The organism is Levilactobacillus muriae, assembly GCF_045862015.1.
Classification (GTDB): domain Bacteria; phylum Bacillota; class Bacilli; order Lactobacillales; family Lactobacillaceae; genus Levilactobacillus; species Levilactobacillus muriae.
In genome coordinates, this window is record NZ_BAAFRU010000010.1 from 96,594 (window position 1) to 119,086 (window position 22,493).

At 47.7% G+C, this 22,493-nt stretch carries 20 protein-coding genes; 14 read left to right on the plus strand and 6 right to left on the minus strand.

The features are described 5' to 3' along the window. Positions 1-9: 9 nt before the first annotated feature. Genes ACKTSF_RS08810 through ACKTSF_RS08820 form a run of 3 tightly spaced genes read left to right on the plus strand, consistent with a single transcriptional unit; the run spans position 10 to position 2,107 of the window. Positions 10-372 carry a MerR family transcriptional regulator gene (locus tag ACKTSF_RS08810; protein WP_407888596.1) on the plus strand — a complete coding sequence of 121 codons (363 nt, stop codon included), beginning with the start codon at positions 10-12 and terminating at the stop codon, positions 370-372. Continuing rightward, positions 365-1,234, plus strand: a complete 870-nt coding sequence (locus ACKTSF_RS08815) for an aldo/keto reductase (protein WP_407888598.1) — start codon at positions 365-367, stop codon at positions 1,232-1,234. The genes ACKTSF_RS08810 and ACKTSF_RS08815 overlap by 8 nt, the downstream gene beginning before the upstream one ends. Before the next feature lie 9 nt (positions 1,235-1,243). Continuing rightward, positions 1,244-2,107: an aldo/keto reductase gene (locus ACKTSF_RS08820; protein WP_407888600.1), complete on the plus strand. Its 864-nt coding sequence runs from the start codon at positions 1,244-1,246 to the stop codon at positions 2,105-2,107. 271 nt (positions 2,108-2,378) lie between these two features. Here ACKTSF_RS08820 and ACKTSF_RS08825 read toward each other — a convergent pair whose 3' ends face one another. Further along, complete coding sequence (locus ACKTSF_RS08825) at positions 2,379-2,786, minus strand: nuclear transport factor 2 family protein (protein ID WP_407888602.1); 408 nt, start codon at positions 2,784-2,786, stop codon at positions 2,379-2,381. 101 nt (positions 2,787-2,887) lie between these two features. Here ACKTSF_RS08825 and ACKTSF_RS08830 point away from each other — a divergent pair, with 101 nt between their 5' ends. The 3 genes from ACKTSF_RS08830 (at position 2,888) to ACKTSF_RS08840 (ending at position 6,392) form a co-directional block, all read left to right on the plus strand. After that, positions 2,888-3,211 carry a winged helix-turn-helix transcriptional regulator gene (locus ACKTSF_RS08830; protein WP_407888604.1) on the plus strand — a complete coding sequence of 108 codons (324 nt, stop codon included), beginning with the start codon at positions 2,888-2,890 and terminating at the stop codon, positions 3,209-3,211. A gap of 621 nt (positions 3,212-3,832) precedes the next feature. Next, positions 3,833-5,980: a MucBP domain-containing protein gene (locus ACKTSF_RS08835; protein ID WP_407888606.1), complete on the plus strand. Its 2,148-nt coding sequence runs from the start codon at positions 3,833-3,835 to the stop codon at positions 5,978-5,980. Between the two features lie 262 nt (positions 5,981-6,242). Beyond that, positions 6,243-6,392 (plus strand): hypothetical protein, encoded by a 150-nt coding sequence (locus ACKTSF_RS08840; protein WP_407888608.1) that lies wholly within the window; start codon positions 6,243-6,245, stop codon positions 6,390-6,392. A gap of 147 nt (positions 6,393-6,539) precedes the next feature. On the opposite strand, the gene ACKTSF_RS08845 is transcribed toward ACKTSF_RS08840, so the two are convergent. Further along, positions 6,540-8,450 carry an ABC transporter ATP-binding protein/permease gene (locus ACKTSF_RS08845; RefSeq protein WP_407888610.1) on the minus strand — a complete coding sequence of 637 codons (1,911 nt, stop codon included), beginning with the start codon at positions 8,448-8,450 and terminating at the stop codon, positions 6,540-6,542. Between the two features lie 319 nt (positions 8,451-8,769). Here ACKTSF_RS08845 and ACKTSF_RS08850 point away from each other — a divergent pair, with 319 nt between their 5' ends. The 3 genes from ACKTSF_RS08850 to ACKTSF_RS08860 all read left to right on the plus strand — a co-directional run bounded on the left by ACKTSF_RS08850 (position 8,770) and on the right by ACKTSF_RS08860 (position 11,767). Further along, positions 8,770-9,348: a TetR/AcrR family transcriptional regulator gene (locus ACKTSF_RS08850; protein WP_407888612.1), complete on the plus strand. Its 579-nt coding sequence runs from the start codon at positions 8,770-8,772 to the stop codon at positions 9,346-9,348. Between the two features lie 294 nt (positions 9,349-9,642). Then, positions 9,643-10,218 (plus strand): PadR family transcriptional regulator, encoded by a 576-nt coding sequence (locus ACKTSF_RS08855; RefSeq protein WP_407888614.1) that lies wholly within the window; start codon positions 9,643-9,645, stop codon positions 10,216-10,218. Continuing rightward, positions 10,211-11,767 (plus strand): MFS transporter, encoded by a 1,557-nt coding sequence (locus ACKTSF_RS08860; protein ID WP_407888615.1) that lies wholly within the window; start codon positions 10,211-10,213, stop codon positions 11,765-11,767. Before ACKTSF_RS08855 ends, ACKTSF_RS08860 begins: the two co-directional genes overlap by 8 nt. A gap of 117 nt (positions 11,768-11,884) precedes the next feature. On the opposite strand, the gene ACKTSF_RS08865 is transcribed toward ACKTSF_RS08860, so the two are convergent. The 3 genes from ACKTSF_RS08865 to ACKTSF_RS08875 all read right to left on the minus strand — a co-directional run bounded on the left by ACKTSF_RS08865 (position 11,885) and on the right by ACKTSF_RS08875 (position 13,908). Further along, positions 11,885-13,012 (minus strand): diguanylate cyclase, encoded by a 1,128-nt coding sequence (locus tag ACKTSF_RS08865; RefSeq protein WP_407888617.1) that lies wholly within the window; start codon positions 13,010-13,012, stop codon positions 11,885-11,887. A gap of 265 nt (positions 13,013-13,277) precedes the next feature. Beyond that, positions 13,278-13,673 carry a type II toxin-antitoxin system HicB family antitoxin gene (locus tag ACKTSF_RS08870; protein WP_407888619.1) on the minus strand — a complete coding sequence of 132 codons (396 nt, stop codon included), beginning with the start codon at positions 13,671-13,673 and terminating at the stop codon, positions 13,278-13,280. 46 nt (positions 13,674-13,719) lie between these two features. Continuing rightward, positions 13,720-13,908, minus strand: a complete 189-nt coding sequence (locus ACKTSF_RS08875) for a type II toxin-antitoxin system HicA family toxin (RefSeq protein WP_407888675.1) — start codon at positions 13,906-13,908, stop codon at positions 13,720-13,722. 428 nt (positions 13,909-14,336) lie between these two features. On the opposite strand from ACKTSF_RS08875, the gene brnQ (ACKTSF_RS08880) reads away from it, so the two are divergent. After that, positions 14,337-15,710 carry a branched-chain amino acid transport system II carrier protein gene (gene brnQ / locus ACKTSF_RS08880; RefSeq protein WP_407888677.1) on the plus strand — a complete coding sequence of 458 codons (1,374 nt, stop codon included), beginning with the start codon at positions 14,337-14,339 and terminating at the stop codon, positions 15,708-15,710. A 104-nt stretch (positions 15,711-15,814) separates the two neighbouring features. On the opposite strand, the gene ACKTSF_RS08885 is transcribed toward brnQ (ACKTSF_RS08880), so the two are convergent. Beyond that, complete coding sequence (locus ACKTSF_RS08885; RefSeq protein ID WP_407888621.1) at positions 15,815-16,738, minus strand: exonuclease domain-containing protein; 924 nt, start codon at positions 16,736-16,738, stop codon at positions 15,815-15,817. A 323-nt stretch (positions 16,739-17,061) separates the two neighbouring features. Between ACKTSF_RS08885 and ACKTSF_RS08890 the strand changes: the two genes are divergently transcribed. The 4 genes from ACKTSF_RS08890 to ACKTSF_RS08905 all read left to right on the plus strand — a co-directional run bounded on the left by ACKTSF_RS08890 (position 17,062) and on the right by ACKTSF_RS08905 (position 22,467). Further along, entirely contained in the window at positions 17,062-18,390 is a 1,329-nt protein-coding gene (locus ACKTSF_RS08890) for a replication-associated recombination protein A (RefSeq protein WP_407888623.1), read from the plus strand. Between the two features lie 551 nt (positions 18,391-18,941). Then, on the plus strand, positions 18,942-20,321 hold the full coding sequence (gene brnQ, locus ACKTSF_RS08895) for a branched-chain amino acid transport system II carrier protein (RefSeq protein WP_407888625.1): 1,380 nt from the start codon (positions 18,942-18,944) through the stop codon (positions 20,319-20,321). Positions 20,322-20,486: 165 nt separating this feature from the next. Beyond that, positions 20,487-20,900, plus strand: coding sequence for an arsenate reductase (thioredoxin) (gene arsC, locus ACKTSF_RS08900; protein ID WP_407888627.1), 414 nt, complete (start codon positions 20,487-20,489; stop codon positions 20,898-20,900). Between the two features lie 367 nt (positions 20,901-21,267). Beyond that, a complete protein-coding gene (locus ACKTSF_RS08905) occupies positions 21,268-22,467 on the plus strand; it encodes an ROK family protein (protein WP_407888629.1) in 1,200 nt (399 codons plus the stop codon). Positions 22,468-22,493: the final 26 nt, after the last annotated feature.

The following is a 22,493-nucleotide window of genomic DNA, read 5'->3' on the forward strand; positions in this document are numbered from 1 at the left end:
TGAGGGCAAGTGGATCGCTTTACGGTACAAGCAACCTATCAGTTGTCTGATCAAGTTTTAAACGATTACGACACCTGGATAAGGCGTGATGAGGCCGGGCCTGCTGAACGTCAGTACGACGACGCTGACTTGGTCTACCTGCAAACCATTGCGGCACTTTACACGATGGGGTTTACGGCAGAAGAGGTAGCAATTTACCTGCAATTTGACGAACAGGATCAGCGAACAACTGAACAACGGTTAAGGCTCCTGACGCGCAAACGAAAGGAAAGGCTAGCCGAGATTCACCAGTGTGAAAGCCAGGTGGCGGCGATTGACTATCTCCGCTTTCACTTGAACAATCAAAACAAAGGAGCTGAAGATAATGGATAAAGTGACATTGAATAATGGGGTGCAGATGCCCCAGCTAGGACTGGGCGTTTTTCGGGTTACCGATTTAGCTGAGGCCGAAGAAGCTGTGTTTCAGGCCATCCAGATGGGCTATCGGCTGATTGATACAGCCGCAGCCTATGGTAATGAGGAAGCTGTTGGCCGCGCCATTAAACGTAGTGGTGTGGATCGGTCGGAGCTATTCATTACGTCAAAACTTTGGCTGACGGATAATTCTTATGCGGGTGCACAGCGTGGCTTGGCGCGTTCATTGGCAAAGCTCGGGCTTGACTATGTTGATCTATACCTTATCCACCAGCCTGTCGGTGACTATTATGGGGCTTGGCGTTTCTTGAGTGAAGCCAATCAGGCGGGAACAATCCGCGCAATTGGCGTCGATAACTTTAGCCAAAAAAAATTGGTAGACCTGATTAACTTCACTGACGTTAGACCGGCAATCAACATGGTTGAAACGAATGTTTTTAATCAGCGTGAGGAAGACCAGCAAGCAATGGTGGACTTCAATGTCCAAATGGAGGCCTGGGCGCCATTCTCCGCTGGTAGCCAAAATATTTTTGACATGCCCCTTCTAAATGAAATTGGTGCGGCACATCATAAGTCGTCAGCACAAGTCATTCTTCGTTGGTTGCTTCAGCGCGGAATCGTTGCGATTCCAAAGACGACCCACGTTGAGCGGATGCGTGAAAATTTAGCAGTCTTTGATTTTACGTTGACGCCAACAGAGATGACACAAATCAAGTCTTTGAATACGGGTGAAGGTTTTGCTTTACCAAGCGATGCCCACGGATATCAAGACATGTTAGATATGTTTCAACAGTTCTCAATTAAAACAGAAAAGGATTAGGTGATTAAAATGGATATGACAGCAACTTACACGTTAAACAATGGGTACAAGATTCCAGTCGTTGGCTTTGGCACCATCATTCCCGATGGCCCGGATACGGTGAAGGCGGTTAAGGATGCCATCAAGAGTGGCTACCGGTTGATTGATACGGCCGAAGCTTATGGCAACGAAGTTAGTGTCGGCCAAGGGATTCGTGAAGCCATGGCTGAAAATGATTTGCAGCGGTCGGATGTACTGGTCAGCACCAAGGCTTGGTTCACGCACCGGGGCTATGAGGGCACAGTTAAGGCTTTCAACGATTCCTTGGCACGACTAGACTTGGACTACGTGGACGTTTACCTAATTCACTGGCCAGCCAATGCAAAATGGCATGATGACTGGCGTGAGCTGAACGCAGATACTTGGCGCGCATTGGAGGATCTCTACAAGGCCGGCAAGATCAAGGCGATTGGTGTTTCTAACTTCTTGGATCATCACTTACAAGCGTTGATTGAGGATACTGAGATTAAGCCAATGCTGGACCAAATTGAGTACCATCCCGGGTTTGCCCAAACGGCTACGGCTAAATTTGCACAGGATAATGACATTCAGGTTGAGGCGTGGAGTCCATTTGGTGGTCCCGACAGTAATGTTCTGACGGAAGCGACGGTCAATCAGATTGCGACGAAGTACGGCAAGCAACCGGGCCAAGTGATCTTGCGGTGGTTGATTCAAAAGCAGATTGTTCCGTTGACGAAGTCCGTGAGCCCGGCACACATGGCGGCGAACTTGGATGACTTCGACTTTAACTTAACCGACGAGGAGATGGCGGCAATTGATGCGGCACCTTTCAGCGGCGGGATGCAGTTTGATCCGGATACGGCGCAGTCTTAAGGGTGAATTGCAGATATGAGTTAAAGATGGCTGATTCCGATTGGAGTCAGCCATCTTTTTGGACGTTTTACACTTAGAAACCGCTACAAGAAAAATGTGTTAGTTATCGAACTAGCAGAAGTACTGTAAGAAGAACCATCAACTTTTACCTCTCAGAATATGAATTCCGGTGAATGTGGACAGCAGTGGTTCAAACTGAAAAGGAACAGGTCAACGCTCATAGCTGAGCTTGCCTGTTCCTTTTTTAGTTGAACCATTGAAATTGCAATAATTACTTGGTTAATTGAGCGATAGCTTCGCCCAGTTTAACTGGGTTCATGTACTCACGGTATTCACTGATTAAACCATCATTATTGATACGAACATAGAAAACATAGTTTTGATCATACGGCGTATCGTTAGTTAAGGTGGCATCCGCATGTGCAAAACCGATGGCGAAGTTGTCATCAGTCGTTTCTACAATTTCAACATTGCTGTAGTTCATGTTTTTAAACATTTGTGGTAAGCTACCGAAAGTGCTGGCAACAGCTTGTTTACCCGTAATTTTATCAGGTGTTCCAGCTGGCGCAAATGGGACGAGTTGGGTGACATCGTTAGCGAACATGCTTTGAACGCTTTCAATATCCATCTGTGAGATTGCGTTTAAAAAATTTTCTAAGGTTTTAGTTGCTTGTGACATTGTAATTTCTCCTTCACAGTTGACTGACATATCGAACGGCTTTATTATAAATGGCAGTTTTGAACTGAACAAGTACTAAAAAAATGTTTAGTGGGTAAGAAATGGAGGCTGTTATGGAAAACTGTGACACTAAATTTGCTTTGGAAATAATCCAAGGAAAATGGTGCTTGCGAATTATTTGGGAACTCATAAAAGATGAACCAATTAGATTTAATGAGTTACAGCGACGGGTAACTGGCGTTTCGGCAATTGCACTCTCTAATGAATTAAAGCGCCTACAAAAATTAGGCGTAGTTGCTCGACGACAATATGATTCAGTACCACCTCAAGTTGACTATCGATTAACCACCATCGGTCGCCACTTGGATCAAGCATTATTTGCGCTGGGTGATTGGGGGCACCAAGTTCGCGATGAACATCGCTAAAGCTGTACGGTCAGAAACTGCCGACAGAAAAAATATACATGAAATTGGGAACGATGGCAGACTTGTAACTTGTGGGCCTTTCTGGATGGTGTATCCCTTTTCAGAAAAGTGAATAGAGTTGTTGAATGGACACCATTTTCATGAGGCGCCTTTTCTTTTGCGTTCTAGTCAGCTAGACAGAACGTATTTGATTCTCGACGCAGTTGACTAATTATTAAATGTAGGCAGACGGATCATAGAATCTATTTTGATAACGATTAAAATAGTCATCATAGTAAGGTGAGTTAGATTGCGCGCCTTAAAACGGGTGTTATACTTTTTAATTTATGTGACGTACACTAATACGCTGGATTAGACTAAACGGTGTTAACCTTTTTGTTGGCACAGATCATATAAATGGCACGATAGCAATGATTTCTTGCAGGCATCTCAAGATAATTCAATAGTTTTTTAAAAGCAAGAGTATAAAAACATTTGTGGATATGGACTAGATTTTAGCCGATTGATTGGATATAATTAGTTTTAGGAAGCGCTTGCATTAGCGGAAATGAAATTTGAGTAGCCATCATATGACAAACTGTTTTTCAAGTGATCATAATATGTTTTAGGGGGGTATTATTTATGTTTCGTTCAACGAATCCTAAGGAGCATTATAAGATGTACAAGAAGGGAAAAATCTGGATTGTCGCCGGAATCGTAACAACTTCTCTGGTCTTGGGGGCTGCGGGTGGTCAAACAGCTCATGCGGATACGGTCGGAGATAGTTCTGCAGTGAGTCAGAAAATGACACCAGATAAACCAGCTACACCGGATGGACAGGCGACGTTGACCGCACCTCAAGCAGATGTTAGCGATGGCAATCAAAAGCAAGTTACAGTTGATTCAGAGGCGGCGAATAAACAAGATGAAAATAAGTCTGATGCTCCGGCGCCTGTTGAAAAGCCGTTAGCTGATACTGACCAAGAGTCAACTGGCGATACGACTGATAAGGGGGCAAAGGTTACTGATGACGATGCCCCAGTAAAGACTGATACACCGGTAAAGACCGACAGTTTAAATCAAAATATGGCGCCCACCCCAACTGCTCGCATGGCGGCGCCAGTGGTTGCAGCTGATACAGCGATTGATACTTGGATGCCAAACAAGACCTTACAAGCGGATGTACTATCGACTTTAAAATATGCGGATACGAGTAAGAACCCTGCTATCCAAGCTTCAGGTAAGACTTGGACGACTGTCGATGACATTACGCAGGCTGACATGTTACTTCTTAACAATTTTGATTTCCGGAATACATACATTGATGGTAAGCAGTCGTTTTCAATTAAAGGGTTGGAGTTTGCGACGAATTTAACTAATTTAACCATTTCCGATGATTTGAATCACTCTCCTTATATGGTTCGAGGGGATGTAACTGACCTGACGCCATTAAAATATCTGACTAAATTAACCGACTTAGAGGTCTTGGGGCAACGGGTGTGGGACATTACACCGATTACCGGTCTTAAGAATGTTAAGAATTTGTCAATTGGAAATAATTGCATCGCCGATTTCTCATCGCTAAATGCCGCACAATATTCAGATTTGAGGTTAGATTCTCAACTCATTGAGAATGAGCTGATCTATATGCCAAAGACTGATAAATATGTTTTGATTAGCCCCGTCAAAGCGCCACAAGGGTTGACCTTTAAACTAATGGATTTACAGACAGTAACTGGTGTTCCAATCACAGCACCATTCCATCCAGATTCAACCGTTCGTGCATTTTGGAGTGGCGCAATCAGCAGTGATACGTTGGACGGCGATAAAATTTCTTACGCGGGGATTAAGGATCAAATTATGCCTGGCCAAACAAATAATCCTTGGGCACAATATTACCCAAACTTAGTACAGGAAGATTACGCTTACTTCTTGAATGCTGTTTATACGACGACCATTAACGGTAAGGATGTCAATGTGCTCCAAATGATCACCCCGTACGTCAAGGCTGACCAAGCTGCCAATGTCACGATAAATTACGTTGATGAACGTGGTAGCAAGGTCGCTGAACCGGATACGTTAACTGGCTTTATTGGCGAAGACTACGTGGCAGTTGCCAAGACCATTGATGGTTATGAATTGAAGAAGACACCAGATAACGCTACAGGAACTTTCTCCAACACAGCTCAAACTGTGACTTTTGTCTACAAAAAGGTTGGTGGAACGGTAACGCCTCCGGTTGACCCAAGCCCAACGGTGGTGATCACGGTTCATTACGAGACTTCAAACGGGAGCCAAGTCGCGTCAGATGTCACGCTAACCGGGAAGGCCGGTGAGCGTTATACCTCAAGTCCGGTAACGGTTGATGGGTACAAGTTGATCACGTCGCCAGCCAACGCTACCGGTACCTTTGGCAATACGGACAGCGAGATCACCTACGTTTATGATGCCGTTACTAGTGGTGGTAATGCTGATAAGCCTAATCAGCCAAGTACACCAAACAAGCCCAAGCAACCTAACAAGCCGGGTAAGATTACGCCTAACAAGGGTGGCCAGGCAGCTAATATTAATTCAACTCCAGCTAAAGGGGCTGCGGCCGCCACCGTGACACCACTAAGCCAATCGACAATGTTGCCTAACAAATCAAAGAGAACAGCTTTGTCACAAACGCATGATGAGACAACTTTGCCACAAACCAATGAGGACACGACTTCCCCGCTTTGGGGATTAGCTGTTCTGGGGTCACTCTTGGGATTAGTCGGTGTCAAATGGCGTAAGCACACGAATTGAAAATATTTTGATGATCATCTGTGCATGAGATTTTGCATATTGAAAAGTCGTGATAGAACGTGATAAACGTTGCTATTACGGCTTTTATGTTGCTTTAACCATGATAAGAACAAACTGATTAAGGAGACAAAGGTAAATCAGAGACTAAGTAGTGCTACTAATCGGGCATATACTGGTAGTAGCTTGATAGTGGCAGGAGCCGCGCCACTGTCATATAATGCGAGAATGGCAAATTAAAAATACTTATCGGGGGTTAGTGACAATGAAATATCTTATTTTCACCTGTGAGCTAATTGCAATTGGCGCCTGGCTATTCTTCGGCGCGGATTTTTCAATCGTCCTTAAAGTCGTGGGCGTGCTGGTCATTATTGGCCTTTCCCAACTGATTCATTCGTGGTTGGGCGCGCGTTAGGCTTTGCTGAACACAGAATGACACTGATAATTGCCAATAACACCAGTACATTGACGCCATTTTCACGGGGCGTCTTTTCTTTTGGGCCACTTTACCTGATGCCAGCAAAAAGGCCGTGATCTTCGCCACAGCCTAATGCAACCAATACTATTCGTATGACAATGCTTCAATTGGATCCAGCTTAGCGGCTTTCCGGGCCGGTGCCCAAGCGGCGACCAAACTGATGAGCACGCCGACCAAAATGGCGAAGAGCATGAAGCCGGGCGCCACCTGGATGATGCTGTAGTGCACGAATCCTTTAGCGGCAGCGTTGATTGCGAGCCCCAGCAACTCTGCAAAGAGGAGCCCGAGCACACTGTACAGGAGGCCGAGAATCATGGCCTCGGAGACGAAGAGTGCTCGAATATCCGCCTTGCGGACGCCTAATGCCCGGAGAATCCCAATTTCCTTGGTTCGGGTACCAACGCTAATGTAGAGCACAACAATAATCATAATAGCGGAGACAATTAGCGAGATTGCGGCAATCCCCGCGAGCACGTAGGAAGCCAGGGCGACGTACTGGTTGATCGTGTTGATGTAGGAGCCGACCCCGGTCAACTTATAGTTCAGCTTCTTTGCCTGAGCTTCAAAGGTCTTGACGTCCTTGAGTTGGTGGACCGTCACGGCGAGAAAGGTTGGCTTGAGCGTCACGTTCTGGGCCTTCGCCATGTTGGCCACCGTTTGCCAGCTCAGAACGGCCGTGTTACTGGACTTGGTGAAGCCGACCACGCTGACTTGCTTCTTTAACAAGACGGGGCGTTGGTGGGCGTCGGTCGCGTTGACGTACACCGTGACCTTTTTGCCGAGCAACGCCTGGTAGTGGCGTTTATTGTATTTCTTAGCGATGTCGCGGCTGAGGACAATCGTGTTGGTCCGCGTCGGGTTCTGCCCCTTGATGAGGTTCTTGCGCAAGAATGTCCGATTATAAGTCTGAGAGTAGGAGGTCGTCACGTTGCGGCCGTGGTACTGGACCTGGACGCTGGGCATGAAGAAACCCTTCTCCACTTGGGTGACGTTGCTGAGACCTTTCAGTTGCGTCACGTCTTTGGCAGTCATTTGCACGGCCGCGGTGTTGCCGTCCTTGACCTTGTGCGTGACCTCGCTGGTGGTCGGGTTCAGGTTACCACTGATTTCGTGGCTGATGTATCCGCCGATGCCTCGGCCGAGCGCCAACATGAGCACGACGCTGAAGATACCGACCGCGCCGCCCAGCGTGATGAGCAAATTGGTGCCAAAGTTGCGCTGCATATGTTTCAGGGCCATTTGGATGATTGCGCGAAAACGCAAGTGCCGGCTCCTTAGTGTGGGATTCTGGGTGGTGTCACTGTAAGGCATTTTCAGTGTCTCATCACGGTCGAGAATGCCGTGGTCCAAATGAACGATCCGCGTACCGTGCGTGGCGACGGCTTGGGAGTGGGTGACAGCAATTACCAGCTTCCCCTGTGCGGCAATCTTATCCAGTAACTTTAAAATTTCCTGGGTGTTCTGCTCGTCCAAAGCGCCAGTCGGTTCGTCTGCGATAATAATCTGTGGATCGGTCGCCAAGGCCCGGGCAATCGCCACCCGTTGTTTTTGCCCGCCGGAAAGCTGATTGGGATACATGTTTTCACGTTTAGCCAAGCCAACTTCGGCCAACAACTGCTGGGCTTTCGCGACCTGGTCCGCGTGCGCGCGAGTGGTCATTTCCAGACCGACCAAGACGTTTTCCAGAATTGTGAGGTGGCTAATCAGATTGAAAGATTGAAAAATAAAACCGACATTTTCGCGGCGATACTGATCAAGCTCGTGTTCGTTCATCTGACTGAGTGAGCGTCCGTTAACGTTGACGTCGCCGGTGTAATCGCTATCCAACCCGGCAATGATGTTCATCAGCGTTGACTTGCCGCCACCAGATTCGCCGACAATGGAAACGAACTCGCCAGGACCAAACGTGGCGTTGATGCCGTTCAGCACGGCCAGCGCGGTGCCGTCCGCTAAGTGATACGACTTGTGAACATGGTTAATCTCTAAAAAATTCATGTAATTCCCCCTGAAATGGTTTGACCTAACACTGTTAGATTAATAACAAAAAATTATTTCCTATTCGTATGAGACTGTTTGAACGTGGCATCCATACCCTTTAACGTCACTGCCGTGAAGAAAATACCAACCATGATAATTGAAACCGTAATAATAACAATCATTTGTAACCCTCCAATTTTAAATTCAGTGGCTAACCTAACACTGTTAGCTTTATGACCATATTCTAACACCGTTAGGCCATCTGTCAAGCCCTTTTTTACATAAATCGTGGTATACTGATGACATAAACTAACGATGTTAGATTGGAGACGACGACATGAAACTTGATCGGCAAACGATTCAACTGGCAGCGATTACGCTCTTGAATCAAGATGGCTTAGAGAAGCTTTCCATGCGAACGCTAGCGAAGGCGCTGGATGTGAAGGCGGCCTCTCTTTATTTTCATTTTAAAAATAAAGATGAGTTGATGGAAGGTATCGCTGAGCTCATTTCCGGTCGGATCAGTCAGCGCTTGACCCAGGTCAGAGACTGTGACTTTTATCAGCTGGCACATATTTTGCGGGAAGAGTTGAAGCGGGTGAACGACTCGCCCAAAATTTTTGAAAATACCTATCCCTTTACGCCTAACCGGACGAAATTAATTGTGCTGGGCATGAAATTGATGCAGGACTTGGGGGTGGATCAGCAGCATTTGACGGTCGCTGGGAACATGGGGAATAACTTTGTTCTGTCTTACGTGGCTGACGAGCAGTACTTTGCTCGGGGCACTCAGCGGCAAATGCCCGCCGAATTCGCGGCGAAGTTTCCCTCACCGATTGATTTAGCCAATCCGGATGAGGCCTTTGATTACGGTTTGGCTGTCTTTATCCGTGGGGTGCAGGCAACGGCCAAGTAACGGGACGTCAGTTGCCAATATGTTCAAATAAATTTCTATAACAAATAGCAACGGCAGAGACAATCGTGAGGGGTGTCTCTGCCGTTGCTATTTCAGTTAACCGGCAAAAGCGAGTAGGTGTTGTGGAATGGGCGTCTGCTTTATGGGGTATAAACTATTTTTCTTTTCAGGAGCAGGTCGGTCACTAACAATATCGATTTTTTTGTAAACGCTGCCAGTAATTAAACGTTGACAACCAGTCGAAAAGACCTATACTTAATAAGTCGTTACGACCTATTAGCTAGGAGGCAAAAGATGTACGAACTATTAATATTAGGGACTTTGGAATCACGAGACATGTCTGGGTATAAGCTGGGACAGGTTCTTGAGACCACATTGGTACCACGCCGAAAGATTTCTAATGGGGTCATGTATCCCATCTTGAAAAAGCTGGCAGCGGCCGGTGATATTATCTTTGTGTCGGCAAAAGAGGATGCACGGGGGAAGCGCCTGGCCCAGATCACCGCACAGGGGCGCGAACACCTTCACCAGATGCTGATGACCCCCGTTGCCGTGGACGCGAAGCGGGAATCACTCTATCATTTTAAATTTAAAGGAATGGCAAACGAAAGCCTAGCCGTTCAACTGCAGATTCTCAATGAATATAAGGCAGCCGTCTTAACGGATTTAGAAATTTATCAACGGGTCTACCTACACTTGCAAGAAAAGTTAGAAAAAGCACCGACAAGTCGGATTAATGCCTTGAAGTGGGGGATTCGCTCCCTTGAACTACAAATCGCGGGTAGCGAAACGAAAGTAAAATGGACTAATCGGCAGTTGTCTGACTTGGGATCAACCGAAGCAAATGGAGGAAGTTATCAAAATGACTAAGTCAACGCGAAATTGGATCGGGCTAGCGGCCCTTTCCTTAGGGGTCTTTATGGCCTTACTGGACGTCACCATAGTTAACGTGGCGCTACCAACCATGGTTCGTGATTTTAACGAATCGTTTAATAATGTTCAGTGGGTGTTAAACGCCTACTCACTGGTGCTTGGGGTCACCTTACTGATCGTTTCTAAGATTGGGGACATGTTCGGGTTAAAGCGAATTTTTGTCATTTCCCTGGGTATCTTTGTTCTGGCATCGGCTGTGAATGGGATGGCGCCCAACCTCTTGGTCTTGGATATTGGTCGTGGGGTGCAGGCCCTCGGTGGTGCCGGGATGAACGCGCTTGCCATGGCGCTGGTTGCTGTTAGTTTCAAGGGGAGCAAACGGGGCGTGGCTCTCGGTATTCTGGGATCCGTTATCGGGTTATCCTCGGCTTCCGGTCCCCTAGTTGGTGGTTATTTGGTTGCGCAATTTGGCTGGCGATCAATTTTCTACGTCAACATTCCAATTGGGATTATCGCTATCATCTTAACCTTGATCTACGTCGATGAAGTACCGGATCTGAGTCGGAGTCATCGGATTGACTTTGCCGGAATGATCCTATCTGCGGGAAGCCTGTTTGCGCTCATCTACGGCTTGATTTTAAAGGAAAATCACCCGAATTGGCAGTGGACGAGTCCACAGATGCTGGGATGGTTTGGTGCTGCTATTCTCTTCTTTGCCCTCTTCATCTGGATTGAAAGCCGTTTGAAGCAGCCCATGGTCAACCTGGCGATGTTCAAGAATCCTCATTTTGTCGGTACCGTCATCGTGGCTTTAGCGTTAGGTGCCGGAATTTATTCCTACAACACTTACCTGACGGCCTTGATGCAAAACTATATGGGCTATTCAGCGCTACAGGCGGGGGTTCGTCAATTGACGATTAGTATGTGGTCCTTAATTTTGGGACCGCTGACCGGATACTTAGGGAATCGCTATTCGAAGAAATGGATGATTAGTGGGAGCCTCTTCTTAGGTGGCATTGGCTTCCTCATGCTGGCCAACGCAATGACCGTGAGAGTCTCCTTCGCTGAATTATGGCCCGGAATGGTTCTCATGGGAATCACGAATGGGATGGTCAATCCTCTCCTGAACAGTACGGGCATGGAAGGTGTACCCGTGAGTGAGATGGGGATGGCTTCTGGGTTAATTAATGTTTTTCGGCAAATAGGTGTGACTCTGGGGATCGTTAGCCTGGGGTTGGTTCAAAATAATGTTTACGAAAAATATTTAACGGCGCACTTTGGTCAAATCAACATGCCACAGGCAGCTGCAAGCGGCATTCATAAGGCCTTGGTCAGTGCGGGGCCATTCTCGGGGCACAGTATTGCCTTTAGCACGCGCGTATCAAATATGCCATTCGGCCACGCTATTCAACAAACAGTTTGGCAGGCTTACGCCAATGGTACCCGTGCCGTGACGTTAGCAGCGGCTGGTATTGTCGTCGTCGGGGGTATCTGTGCAGCTATCTTTATGCGTAATCGGAAATGTAAAGTTACTGAACAGGATTAAATTATTTCGGCCGGACAGGTTTGTCCGTGCCGATTTTTTTTGCGCGTTTCCATTTGCCAAAAAATACAGGTAGGTCCACAAAATTAGGATCTGCCTGCATCACTGTCAAATGCGTGTTTATTGAAATTCTCGTGTGTCTCCTTCAACCGTAATACGATCGCGACCAGCTTCCTTTGCGAGATAGAGGTAATGGTCGACACGTTTGAACCAACTGTTGAAGTCAACATCATCTGCTTGTAGAGCTGAGATGCCAATGGAGACGGTCACGACCAGCTGCGTGTTATTTATTTTTACGGGATGCTGTTGCAGCGTGTCGCGAATTGACGTGACAATATGCTGGGCATCGGTGGGAGAGGTGTCTTTAAAGATGATGACAAACTCCTCACCACCATACCGGAAAAGCTCGCCATTGTTGGTTTGCCGAGTCAACTCTTCGTTGAAGTGGTGCGCGACGTGCTTGAGCACAGCATCACCGGTCAGATGGCCGTAGTCATCGTTGAATTGTTTGAAGTGATCGATGTCAAACATTGCCATGGTGATGGGTGTCGTGGGGTGCTGACGATAAACACCGAAGACGCCTACCGTTGTTGTATCAAAGTTGGCGCGGTTGCGGACGCCAGTCAATTCGTCGTAATTGGCCGCCTGATCCAGTCGGGCAAAGTGATTGATGACACGATTGACCCGCGTAACGAAGAACCGAATGAGCCACATGTAAATAATGAAGACGACGAGGACGTTGACTGTATAGAAGAGATGGAAGGGGCGCACGGACCAGATGACCATGCACCAGGCAAAAGCATACAGGAGTTGTAAGAGTAAAAAGCGCCACTCGGAATCCAATGCCAGCGCTTGCTGGTGGCTGATATAGAGAATGACACTAAACAGAATGGCCAATGCAAGGGCGAACACCCACCAGCGTTGGGGGCTGGCGCCCAGGTACAGGGCCTGGCTATAGAAGAATAGTGGGATAAACAGGTTGACTAGGGTTACTGCAAAGTTGTGCATGGCATAGAGACTAAATAACAGAATCATCAACTGGGCAATGGCATAGCCCCAACTCAGGACGTTACCGCCGTTTAGGACCCAGAAGGTTTGTCGAAGAATAAGGACACTAGCAGCGACAATGACGGCTTCAATCAACTCTAGAATAATGGTGGTGGTCCGCGACAGTCGCGCGACCCGTTGCGCTAGGAAATAAGTCATGACTATCATAATGGCGATGAGGCCGACAGTGATTAAGGCCATAATAACTGATTTTATATTAAAGATGTCGTGAAGAAAATTTTCAAAAAGATCCATTAGACTCACCCGCTCATCTTGTCGGTCTAAGATACACTGATTAGCATACCATAGATGGGGATAATGATTTCATTGATTAATAAATAAATTCATAAAATGACCGGGGCCAGTGTTAATCGGGTGGTGTCAATGAACTGGGAAGGGTGACTATTGCGTGGTGTAAGCGGTGAATTTTCAGGTGATGACCATAACCACTAACTTATTAGAAGAGTTAACCCTCTAATTTAGCATGTAAAGCGTCGGTCAATGTCGCAGAAAAGTTAATTTGGGCAGCGACACCTAAATCGTTGAGATATTTTGGAATCGTCAACGTTTTCTTGATGCTGCGGTTATCCTCCCGTTCGCGTGCAATTCGTGTGTCAACCTCAATGGGAACAATCAATTGTTGCACCGTGTGGGAGATACTAATTGGGTCTGACGGTTGGGGTAATTCTTCATGAGTATCCTCAGCCGTGAGTAGGTAACCCGTTAGTGCATCATTTGCCATGTGCAGAGCATCTGATAAATTTTCACCAAAGGTTGCGGCATTGGGTGCCAAGTCTGGAAAAGTAACCTCTACTTGACCATCTGTATTTTGTGAAAAAAGTGCGGCATATAGGTATTTCATGAGTGGAACCTCCAATTGTGTGCTAATTCTGATTACGTTTTAGAGCTTACTTCAATCCAGCCTGTTTCAAAATGCTGTTGAGCGTTCCTTTGGGAATATCTTTTCGAGGATGAGGGACAGTCACAATTCCAGGTTTGACTGGATTTTTAAAATGATAGTGATCTCCAGTAATTCTGGCAAGGAACCAGCCGTCTTTTCGAAGAATTTTGATAATTTCACGGGAATCGATAGGGATTTCCTCCTAAGAATAGATTAAGTATAACACGTGTAATAACACGTGTTAAATGATTAAGCTAAATTCTCTCATCTTTTTTTAATTTACCCATTGATTTTTAATAATCCACGGTCTATAATACTCAACAATACTTATAAAACGTTGAAGAAAGTAGTAGCGAACCCGTTGGTGCCTAGGGAGTCACGCAAAGTGGAAAGTGACCACCGCGCGTTCGTGAAGGTTAATTCTGAGTTCGACAGTTGCTAAGGCCGTCGTGGTCGCCACCATTACCTGGCTAGCGGATGTTTGTTCGCGATGAGTGTGGTGGGTGACTGCCGCAAAAAGGTGGTACCGTTCTACTTGTAGAGCCCTTTTCCCGTATGGGAGAGGGCTCTTTTTCACGTTTACGGGTAAAAAATTAAGTTATGGAGGAATTGAAGATGGAGAAAATTGAAGCAACACCGCAAAAAAGTTGGGGGCAATTATTAGTCGTCAGTTCGTTGATCTTTGGCATGTTCTTTGGTTCCGGTAACTTGATTTTTCCCGTACATTTAGGGCAAATGGCTGGGTCCAACTGGTTTCTTGCCGCTTTGGGTTTTGCCATTTCCGGATCACTGTTTCCGCTGTTGGCTATCTTAGCCGTTGTGGTCACCAAGAGTGATGGCCTGCTCGACTTTGCGCGGCCACTGGGACGACACTTCGCCGCTATTTTTCTGGTATTGGTCCACTTGACGATTGGCCCATTCTTCGCCACGCCACGGACGGCCGCAACTGCCTATCAGATGGCAGTGGAACCCTTTATTCCCAAGCATTTTTCGACGCTGGGGATGTTGCTATTTACTGGACTATTCTTCGGGGTGACCTATCTCGCCGCGACACATCAAAATAGTCTATTGAAGATTGTGGGTAAGTACCTTAATGCCGGTTTTCTGGCGTTACTGGCGATCGTCTTTCTGGTAGCCTTTATCAAGCCGATGGGCAATTTCAATCAGGTACCGACCGCTACCTATCAAGCAAATGCTACGATTGGTGGATTACTGGAAGGTTATAACACTCTGGATGCCGTGGCCTTACTGGCACTGAGTGTGACGCTGATTCACGCTATCCGTGGTCTGGGCTACCGTGGTCGCGCATTGACCGAGCTGACGGCAAAGGCTGGCCTGATTAGTATCTCACTAGAGGTCTTGATCTACTTCGGTCTGGTTATGCTGGGTGCGTTGAGCATGAACCAGTTCAAGCTATCCGCAAATGGCGGCATTGCGCTTTCTCAAATTGTGGGACACTATTTCAGCAGTGTAGGAACACTATTGCTGGGTGCGCTGGTCACGTTGGGCGTGTTGACCACCGCTATTGGGTTGGTTTGTTCGTTTGCGCAAGATTTCCACAAATTATTCCCAAAGGTCAGCTACCGAGCCTGGTTACGGACAACGACGATTCTATCCTTTCTAGTGGCCAATGCGGGCCTCGATACCATTATTTCCTGGTCACTCCCCGTACTGATGCTGATGTACCCGTTGGCCTTGGCACTGATTCTGTTGTCACTGACCATTTCGCAACGACCGTATGCCGGTATCGTTTACAAGGTTACAATTGCGTTTACCATCCTACCCGCAATTCTCGATATGCTGGCAAATACCCCGGCCACAATCTCTGGTTTAGCACCAATTCAGCGCTTGCTGACGCTGTATCACACGACGATTCCGTTTGCGAATCTGGGCCTGGGTTGGCTAGTACCAACACTGATTGGTTTTGCTATCGGCATTATCTGGGGGCGTTTGCGGTGGGCCGGTCAACGGGGAACGCTACCTGAAAGCGATCGTTAGGAGAGCGCGGAACCGGCTGTCTTTTGGCACACGTTTCGACCATATAGGATTGGACAGCAACAGGGTCTGGGACAAGATCTCAGGCTCTGTTTTAGTGACCGGATTTATTGGGCGATGGCCTTGAGAAAGTCGGATTCACCGATGATGGTGATGACTGGGAATACCCGATTGAGTTCCTCGGCTTTACGAATCTTGGGTGACTTGCCATCGTTGCCGACGACTTGTGGATTGGTGTGGCCGACCACGAGAAAGTTGGTCGTGGCAGTCAGGGTGTGCTGTGGGGTACCACCGACTGCGGTGATTTTCTGAAAGGCCGTAGCCCGAGTCATGAGCTGTAGGTTGCCGGTGAGAACCACGTTGCGTTGGTAGAAAAGCGCAGCGGGGGTGAATTTTTCGAACGTCGCCGTTTTCACGTCAGGTGAGATGTCCATCAGATCGAGAACGCTGGTTCGTTGGAATTTCTTCTGTTCCAGTTGGGAGGAAACTCCGAGCTGGTGAAAGCCCGCCGCGTTGAGAAGGCTATTGAGCGTGGGGACTTCGAGCTGAGTGACGAGGGCAGCGATGATGTGGCCGCACGTTTGCGCGTCGCTGAGAGCGTGATGGTCGTGGGCGTTAGAGATGCCGAAGTAGGCAGCCATATCAGTTAGTCGGTGGTGGGGGGCGTCGACGAGTTGCTGGCAGACGACATAGCTGTCGAAATATTTAAACGAGAGTTGCGGTTGGTTGTATTTGGCCAATGTTTGCCGCAATGCTGAGATATCAAAGTTGGTGTGGGAGACGACCAATTGGTGATCGATCCAGCGATGGAGGAGCGGCAACAGGTCACTGAAGGTTGGCGCTGTAGCGACCATGGCGGCGTCAATACCATGGTTGGCGGTGTTGCGGGCAGCGAATGATTCGTGCGGATTGATGTGACTGTAAAAACTGTTTGTCAGTTCGCCGTGCCTGAATTGGGCGATACCGATGGCACAGATTGAGGCACGCGAGGCGTTTGCCGTTTCGACATCGATTGCAACGTAGTCTTCCATAGTAAGGAGGCTCCTTTGATTGGCCAGTAAATGTAACCCACAGTTAGCAGATTCGGACTGGACATTTTCTCCATCATACGGTATAGAGTTAAGAAATACTAGACAATTCACTGTGGCCTTACTGGATAATATGGTTGCCCAATTAGGGAATGTGGGGCGATAGTGGATTGGGGAATGCTGTTGGGGCGTGATGGACGAGGGCGTGTCTAAAAGCTAGCCCGGTCTTGCACCCTTTGTCGCTTGGATGATGGTGAGACTAGTTTTAATGACTTTTGTTCAGTGGCTAAACGGGTTATGATTGACCTAAAAGGGTGGTGATTCTCATGGAGCAGGAGTCGTTATTTGACAATCAACAGAATAGACCGTTGGCTAGCCGGGTGCGGCCACGGTCGCTTGCAGATTTCGTTGGTCAGGCACACTTGCTGGGACCCGGCAAGATTCTTCGCGAGCTGATTGAAAATGATGAAGTCTCGTCGATGATTTTCTGGGGACCACCAGGTGTCGGTAAGACCACGTTGGCGGAGATTATTGCGCGGCAGACACAGGCTAAATTTCTACGATTCAGTGCCGTCGATAGCAGTATCAGCCAGATTAAGAAGATCATGAAGCAGGCGGCAAGTGATATGGCGATTGGCGAGAAGACCATCGTGTTTGTCGATGAAATCCACCGCTTTAATAAGGCCCAACAGGACGCTTTCCTCCCTTACGTGGAGCGTGGAAGTATCGTGTTGATCGGGGCAACCACCGAAAATCCCTCGTTTGAAATTAACTCGGCGCTACTTTCTCGGTGTAAGGTGTTCGTGCTCAAGGCGTTGGAGACCCAGGATGTCGAGCAACTCTTGACTAATGCGCTGGCGAGTCCAGACGGATTCAAAGGAAACGTTAAAATTGGGGACGATGAGCTGCGGGCTATCGCCGAATTTGCTAATGGAGATGCGCGTAGTGCCCTGAACACGCTGGAGATGGCGGTGCTAAACGGCAACAAAGAGGGTGACCAGGTGACCGTCAATATGGCAGACCTGAAGCAACTGATTTCGCAGAAGTTTGTACTTTACGATAAGACTGGCGAGGAACACTACAATATTATTTCTGCACTGCATAAATCCATGCGTAACAGTGATCCGGACGCCGCTATTTACTGGTTGTCGCGGATGCTGGAGGGTGGTGAAGATCCCTTGTATATCGCGCGGCGGTTGGTACGGTTTGCCAGTGAGGATATTGGTTTGGCCGATACGAATGCTTTGAATGTGGCGGTCAACGTCTTTCAAGCGTGCCAATTCTTGGGGATGCCGGAGTGTGATGTGCATCTGACGGAGGCCGTGACTTATCTGGCGTTGGCACCGAAGTCCAATGCCATTTACAAGGCTCGGCAAGCGGCAAAACGGGACGTCAAGGAAACGCGTGATGAACCGGTTCCTCTACAGATCCGTAATGCGCCAACTAAGCTGATGAAAGAGCTAGATTACGGCAAGGATTACCAGTATGCTCACGATACGAAGGATAAGCTAACGACGATGCAGACGCTGCCGGATTCGTTGGTGGGTCACGAATATTACCAGCCAACGGACCAGGGTCGCGAAGACCTATTCAAGAAGCGCCTGGACTATGTGAAGCAGTGGCGGCGTGAGCATGCGGATGATAGCAAGAAGTAGGCTAGTCGTTAAATGCTGTTTATTTAAATATGGATGATATTTGGATTAACGGGGGATATTTGGTGCTGTTTATTTAAAATTAGGCGATATTTGAATAAATAATGCCATGCTATGTGCTGTTTATTCAAATATCGCCATTTTTTAAAATTAGAATTGAATTTCAGCGGTAAGATTCATGTGTGACATCAACGCTTTGAAAAATGAGAAAATAATTAAAATTACCATTGCGTTTTCATATACACCCACGTATAATACAATCAATACTTAAAAAACGTTGAGGAAAAAAGTAATTCCCGTCACGATGCGTAGTGAGTCACGGTCAGTGGAAAGTGACCATCAAGCGGGAACGAAAATCATTTCCGAGTTCGATACTGATATGTAGGTAATCGTGGTGGCCACCATTATTTGGCTAGCGGATGTTAGTCCGCGATGAGTGTGGCGGGCAACCGTCACAAAAAGGTGGTACCGTTCTACTTGTAGAGCCCTTTTCCCGTGTGGGAGAAGGGCTCTTTTGACGTTTAAACGTAAAATGAAGGTGTGGAGGAATCGATATGGATAAGACAGTAACGCGCAAGCGGCGTAGAAATATTGGGCAATTGTTAATGGTAAGTTCCCTTATTTTTGGGATGTTCTTTGGTTCCGGCAACTTAATCTTTCCCGTTCACCTGGGGCAAATGGCCGGGGGGCACTGGTTTACTGCCGCTATCGGGTTCGCCATCTCCGGATCATTATTTCCGCTGTTGGCAATTCTAGCGGTCGTGTTCACCAAGAGTGATGGGCTCTACGATCTGGCCAAACCGGTGGGGCGGCACTACGCTGCGCTGTTCTTAATCCTGGTTCACCTGACTATTGGCCCCTTCTTCGGAACGCCCCGGACGGCTGCCACGGCGTACGAAATGGCCCTGCAACCGTTCTTACCTAAGCGTTTTGACACAGTAGGGATGCTGGTCTTTACCGGCTTGTTCTTCAGTGCCGCCTATTTACTAGCGACGCATCAGAATAATTTAATTAAAGTTGTCGGTAAGTATCTGAACGCAGGTTTCCTCGCGATGTTGGCTGTCATCTTCGTAGTCGCATTTATCAATCCTATGGGAGGCCTGGACCACGCGGCCACGACAGCTTATCAAAGTAATGCGACCATCAGTGGCTTTCTAGAAGGCTACAACACGGTAGATGCCGTAGCATTACTAGCTTTGAGTGTCACGTTTGTCCACGCCGTCCGCGGATTAGGTTACCATGACCGCGAGCTGACCAAATTAACGGCGAAGGCCGGGACGTTGAGTATCGTTTTGGAAATTCTGATTTACTTTGGCTTGGTTTTGATGGGGGCGTTCAGCCTGAGTAAGTTGACGTTGTCCGCTAACGGTGCGGTGGCCCTCTCCCAAATCGTCGGTCACTACTTTACGAGGTTCGGGACGGCCTTCTTGGGTGTTCTAGTGACTTTGGGCGTCTTTACCACGGCGCTGGGCTTGGTCACGTCCTTTGCACAAGATTTCCATAAACTCTTCCCCAAGGTTAGCTACCTCAACTGGTTACGGACGACCACGTTTGTTTCCTTCTTAGTCGCCAATGCGGGCCTGAATACTATCATTGCCTGGTCGTTGCCTGTATTGATGTTGCTATACCCGCTGTCATTGGCATTAATCCTGGTTTCATTGACCGTGTCCAAACGCCCATACGCCGGGATTGTGTATAAGCTGACAATTGCTTTCACGGTGGTGCCAGCCGTACTGGACATGTTGGCGAACTCGCCACAAGTGGTGACTAGCTTTGGTCCAATCGCCAGTGTCCTAAGCTTTTATCATCAGGTCGTGCCATTTGCCAGTCTGGGACTAGGTTGGTTGGTGCCAACCTTTGTAGGCTTCGTTTTGGGAATCGTCTGGGGGCATCTGCGTTGGGCCGGCGAACGGTCTACGGCGGTTGAAAAGTAGACGATGCTAGTGAAAAGTTGAGATACCGACTGGGTTAAACGCCAATGTGGTATCTTTAATTTGCTAGAATGAGACAACGCTTTTGTAGAGAGTTGATATCGATCTGGCGGCGACCATGCTATACTTTTAGCGATATGAATATAAGCATAAAGGGAGGACTCATCCATGACCCAACTTTATTTTCTCTGTACCGGGAATTCATGCCGTAGCCAGATGGCAGAAGGCTTTGCTCGTCAAATGGCGCCACAAGATTGGCAAATTGCCAGCGCTGGTGTCGAACAACATGGTCTAAACCCGCTAGCCGTAAAGGTAATGGCGGAACGCGGTGTTGATATCAGTCGGCAACAATCTAAACTGATCGATAACGATTATCTACAGCACAGCGACATGGTTGTGACGTTGTGTGGGGATGCTCGTGACAAGTGTCCCATGACACCACCGACCGTTGCCAAGCGCCACTGGCCATTACCGGATCCGGCGCAAGCAACTGGTACCGATGAAGAAGTTCTCACTGTTTTTCGGCAGGTTAGGGATGACATTGAGGGTCGGGTTAGAGAATTGATTCAGACGTTACGCTAAACTTGTCGTTACCGTAGAGGTGGTTAATAAGGCATGAAATTGAGCAATGAAATTGTGGTTAGGTGCAGGAATGGCCCAGTCACAATTTTTGTTTTCTAGGGAATTATGCCGCGATACTTTCCCCAGTAACCTAATCACGCCACTAATCAGAAAAAATATGAACAAATTTACAACAAACAGTTGTATTTTCACAAGGTGTGGGCGATACTGGGGTTAGTTGGTTCACTGAACCATGATGTTAGTTTCTGTTATCGCTTCCAATCGAATTATCAATGAGTCAGCCCAATATCACAGTTAGTTGGTATTATCGCTGCACTAACAGTAACGACTTGAGAAGTGGTGCAAGAACGACCTAAGGAGGGATTGGATGGTTCGTCGCAGTATGAATCGTAATCAGCTGCATGATCAGAATTTGAAATTCGTTTTGCAGCAGATTTTTAATAACCATCCCACCTCGCGGATCGAAATTTCTCACCAGCTTCACCTAAATAAGTCAACGGTTTCATCGCTGTATAACACGCTGATGGCCGAAGGTTACTTGACGGAATTAGGCTTGGGGGAGGCTTCCACTGCGGGTGGGCGCAAGCCGACGTTAGTTGAGATCAACCAGAACTATGGCTACACGTTGACGTTTGATTTGGGGTACCGGCACTTGCATGCACTGGCAACTCGGTTGGATGGGCACGTTTGGCAGTATGACCGGATTGAAACCAAGGATCAGTCGATTCATGAAATGGTTGCTCGTATTCAGCAGTACATTGCGGATACGCAAGCGGCGGATACCAGCAGCAATGGATTGTTGGGCATCTGCTTCTCTATTCACGGGATCGTCATGAATAACAAAGTGGTCACGTCTCCCTTCATCAAGATGGATGGCGTTGACCTGGAACAGGTCTTCACGGATGCTTACCAGGTGCCAGTGGTTTTGGAAAACGAAGCCAATCTGTCTGCCGTCTATGAACGTGATTTTAACGGTGCTCGGAACCTAAACAGTGCCGTCACCATCAGTATTCACCGTGGGATTGGGGCCGGGGTTATTTTGCACCGGGACCTCTTCCGCGGTGAACACGGGGATGCCGGTGAAATTGGACGGACGGTTGCCAGTCTACAATTTGACGATGCAGGTAACGCGCGACCAATTCACGCCGAAGATATCTGTTCGGAGGATGCAATCATCCAGCAGGTCGAGGAACGTAAGAATTTGAGCAATCTTGATCGGGACAACATTGTTCGTCTTTATCAGGACGGTGATGCAGAAACGACGCGGATTCTGAAGACCTTTGTGACGGGAATTGCCGGGTTGATTTACAACACGATGCGGACACTGGATCCCGATGCCTTCTTCATCAATTCACCGTTGGTCGAAGAGTTACCAGGGGTTTTGGACGACATTCGCAATGCTTATCGGAAATTATCCGAGAATGACGATCGGGGTATCGAATTGACGAACAACGCTCGACTGGCGACCGTTTTGGGTGGTTGCTCGTTGATTACTCACCGCGTACTGGATCTGAACGGCTATGAGTTGAATTTTGACCGGCCGAAGGCGAAAGATACTGAATTTTAAATTGTATAAATGAAGAATAGAAAAAG

Coding starts and splice junctions, on each gene's coding strand:
- ACKTSF_RS08825 (WP_407888602.1), bottom strand. CDS start 2,786: ATGTCACAAGCAACTAAAACCTTAGAAAATTTTTTAAACGCAATCTCA.
- brnQ (WP_407888625.1), top strand. CDS start 18,942: ATGGATAAGACAGTAACGCGCAAGCGGCGTAGAAATATTGGGCAATTG.
- ACKTSF_RS08865 (WP_407888617.1), bottom strand. CDS start 13,012: ATGGCCTTAATCACTGTCGGCCTCATCGCCATTATGATAGTCATGACT.
- ACKTSF_RS08840 (WP_407888608.1), top strand. CDS start 6,243: ATGAAATATCTTATTTTCACCTGTGAGCTAATTGCAATTGGCGCCTGG.
- ACKTSF_RS08835 (WP_407888606.1), top strand. CDS start 3,833: ATGTTTCGTTCAACGAATCCTAAGGAGCATTATAAGATGTACAAGAAG.
- ACKTSF_RS08815 (WP_407888598.1), top strand. CDS start 365: ATGGATAAAGTGACATTGAATAATGGGGTGCAGATGCCCCAGCTAGGA.
- ACKTSF_RS08855 (WP_407888614.1), top strand. CDS start 9,643: ATGTACGAACTATTAATATTAGGGACTTTGGAATCACGAGACATGTCT.
- arsC (WP_407888627.1), top strand. CDS start 20,487: ATGACCCAACTTTATTTTCTCTGTACCGGGAATTCATGCCGTAGCCAG.
- ACKTSF_RS08850 (WP_407888612.1), top strand. CDS start 8,770: ATGAAACTTGATCGGCAAACGATTCAACTGGCAGCGATTACGCTCTTG.
- ACKTSF_RS08860 (WP_407888615.1), top strand. CDS start 10,211: ATGACTAAGTCAACGCGAAATTGGATCGGGCTAGCGGCCCTTTCCTTA.
- ACKTSF_RS08845 (WP_407888610.1), bottom strand. CDS start 8,450: ATGAATTTTTTAGAGATTAACCATGTTCACAAGTCGTATCACTTAGCG.
- ACKTSF_RS08870 (WP_407888619.1), bottom strand. CDS start 13,673: ATGAAATACCTATATGCCGCACTTTTTTCACAAAATACAGATGGTCAA.
- ACKTSF_RS08830 (WP_407888604.1), top strand. CDS start 2,888: ATGGAGGCTGTTATGGAAAACTGTGACACTAAATTTGCTTTGGAAATA.
- ACKTSF_RS08890 (WP_407888623.1), top strand. CDS start 17,062: ATGGAGCAGGAGTCGTTATTTGACAATCAACAGAATAGACCGTTGGCT.
- ACKTSF_RS08820 (WP_407888600.1), top strand. CDS start 1,244: ATGGATATGACAGCAACTTACACGTTAAACAATGGGTACAAGATTCCA.
- ACKTSF_RS08905 (WP_407888629.1), top strand. CDS start 21,268: ATGGTTCGTCGCAGTATGAATCGTAATCAGCTGCATGATCAGAATTTG.
- ACKTSF_RS08885 (WP_407888621.1), bottom strand. CDS start 16,738: ATGGAAGACTACGTTGCAATCGATGTCGAAACGGCAAACGCCTCGCGT.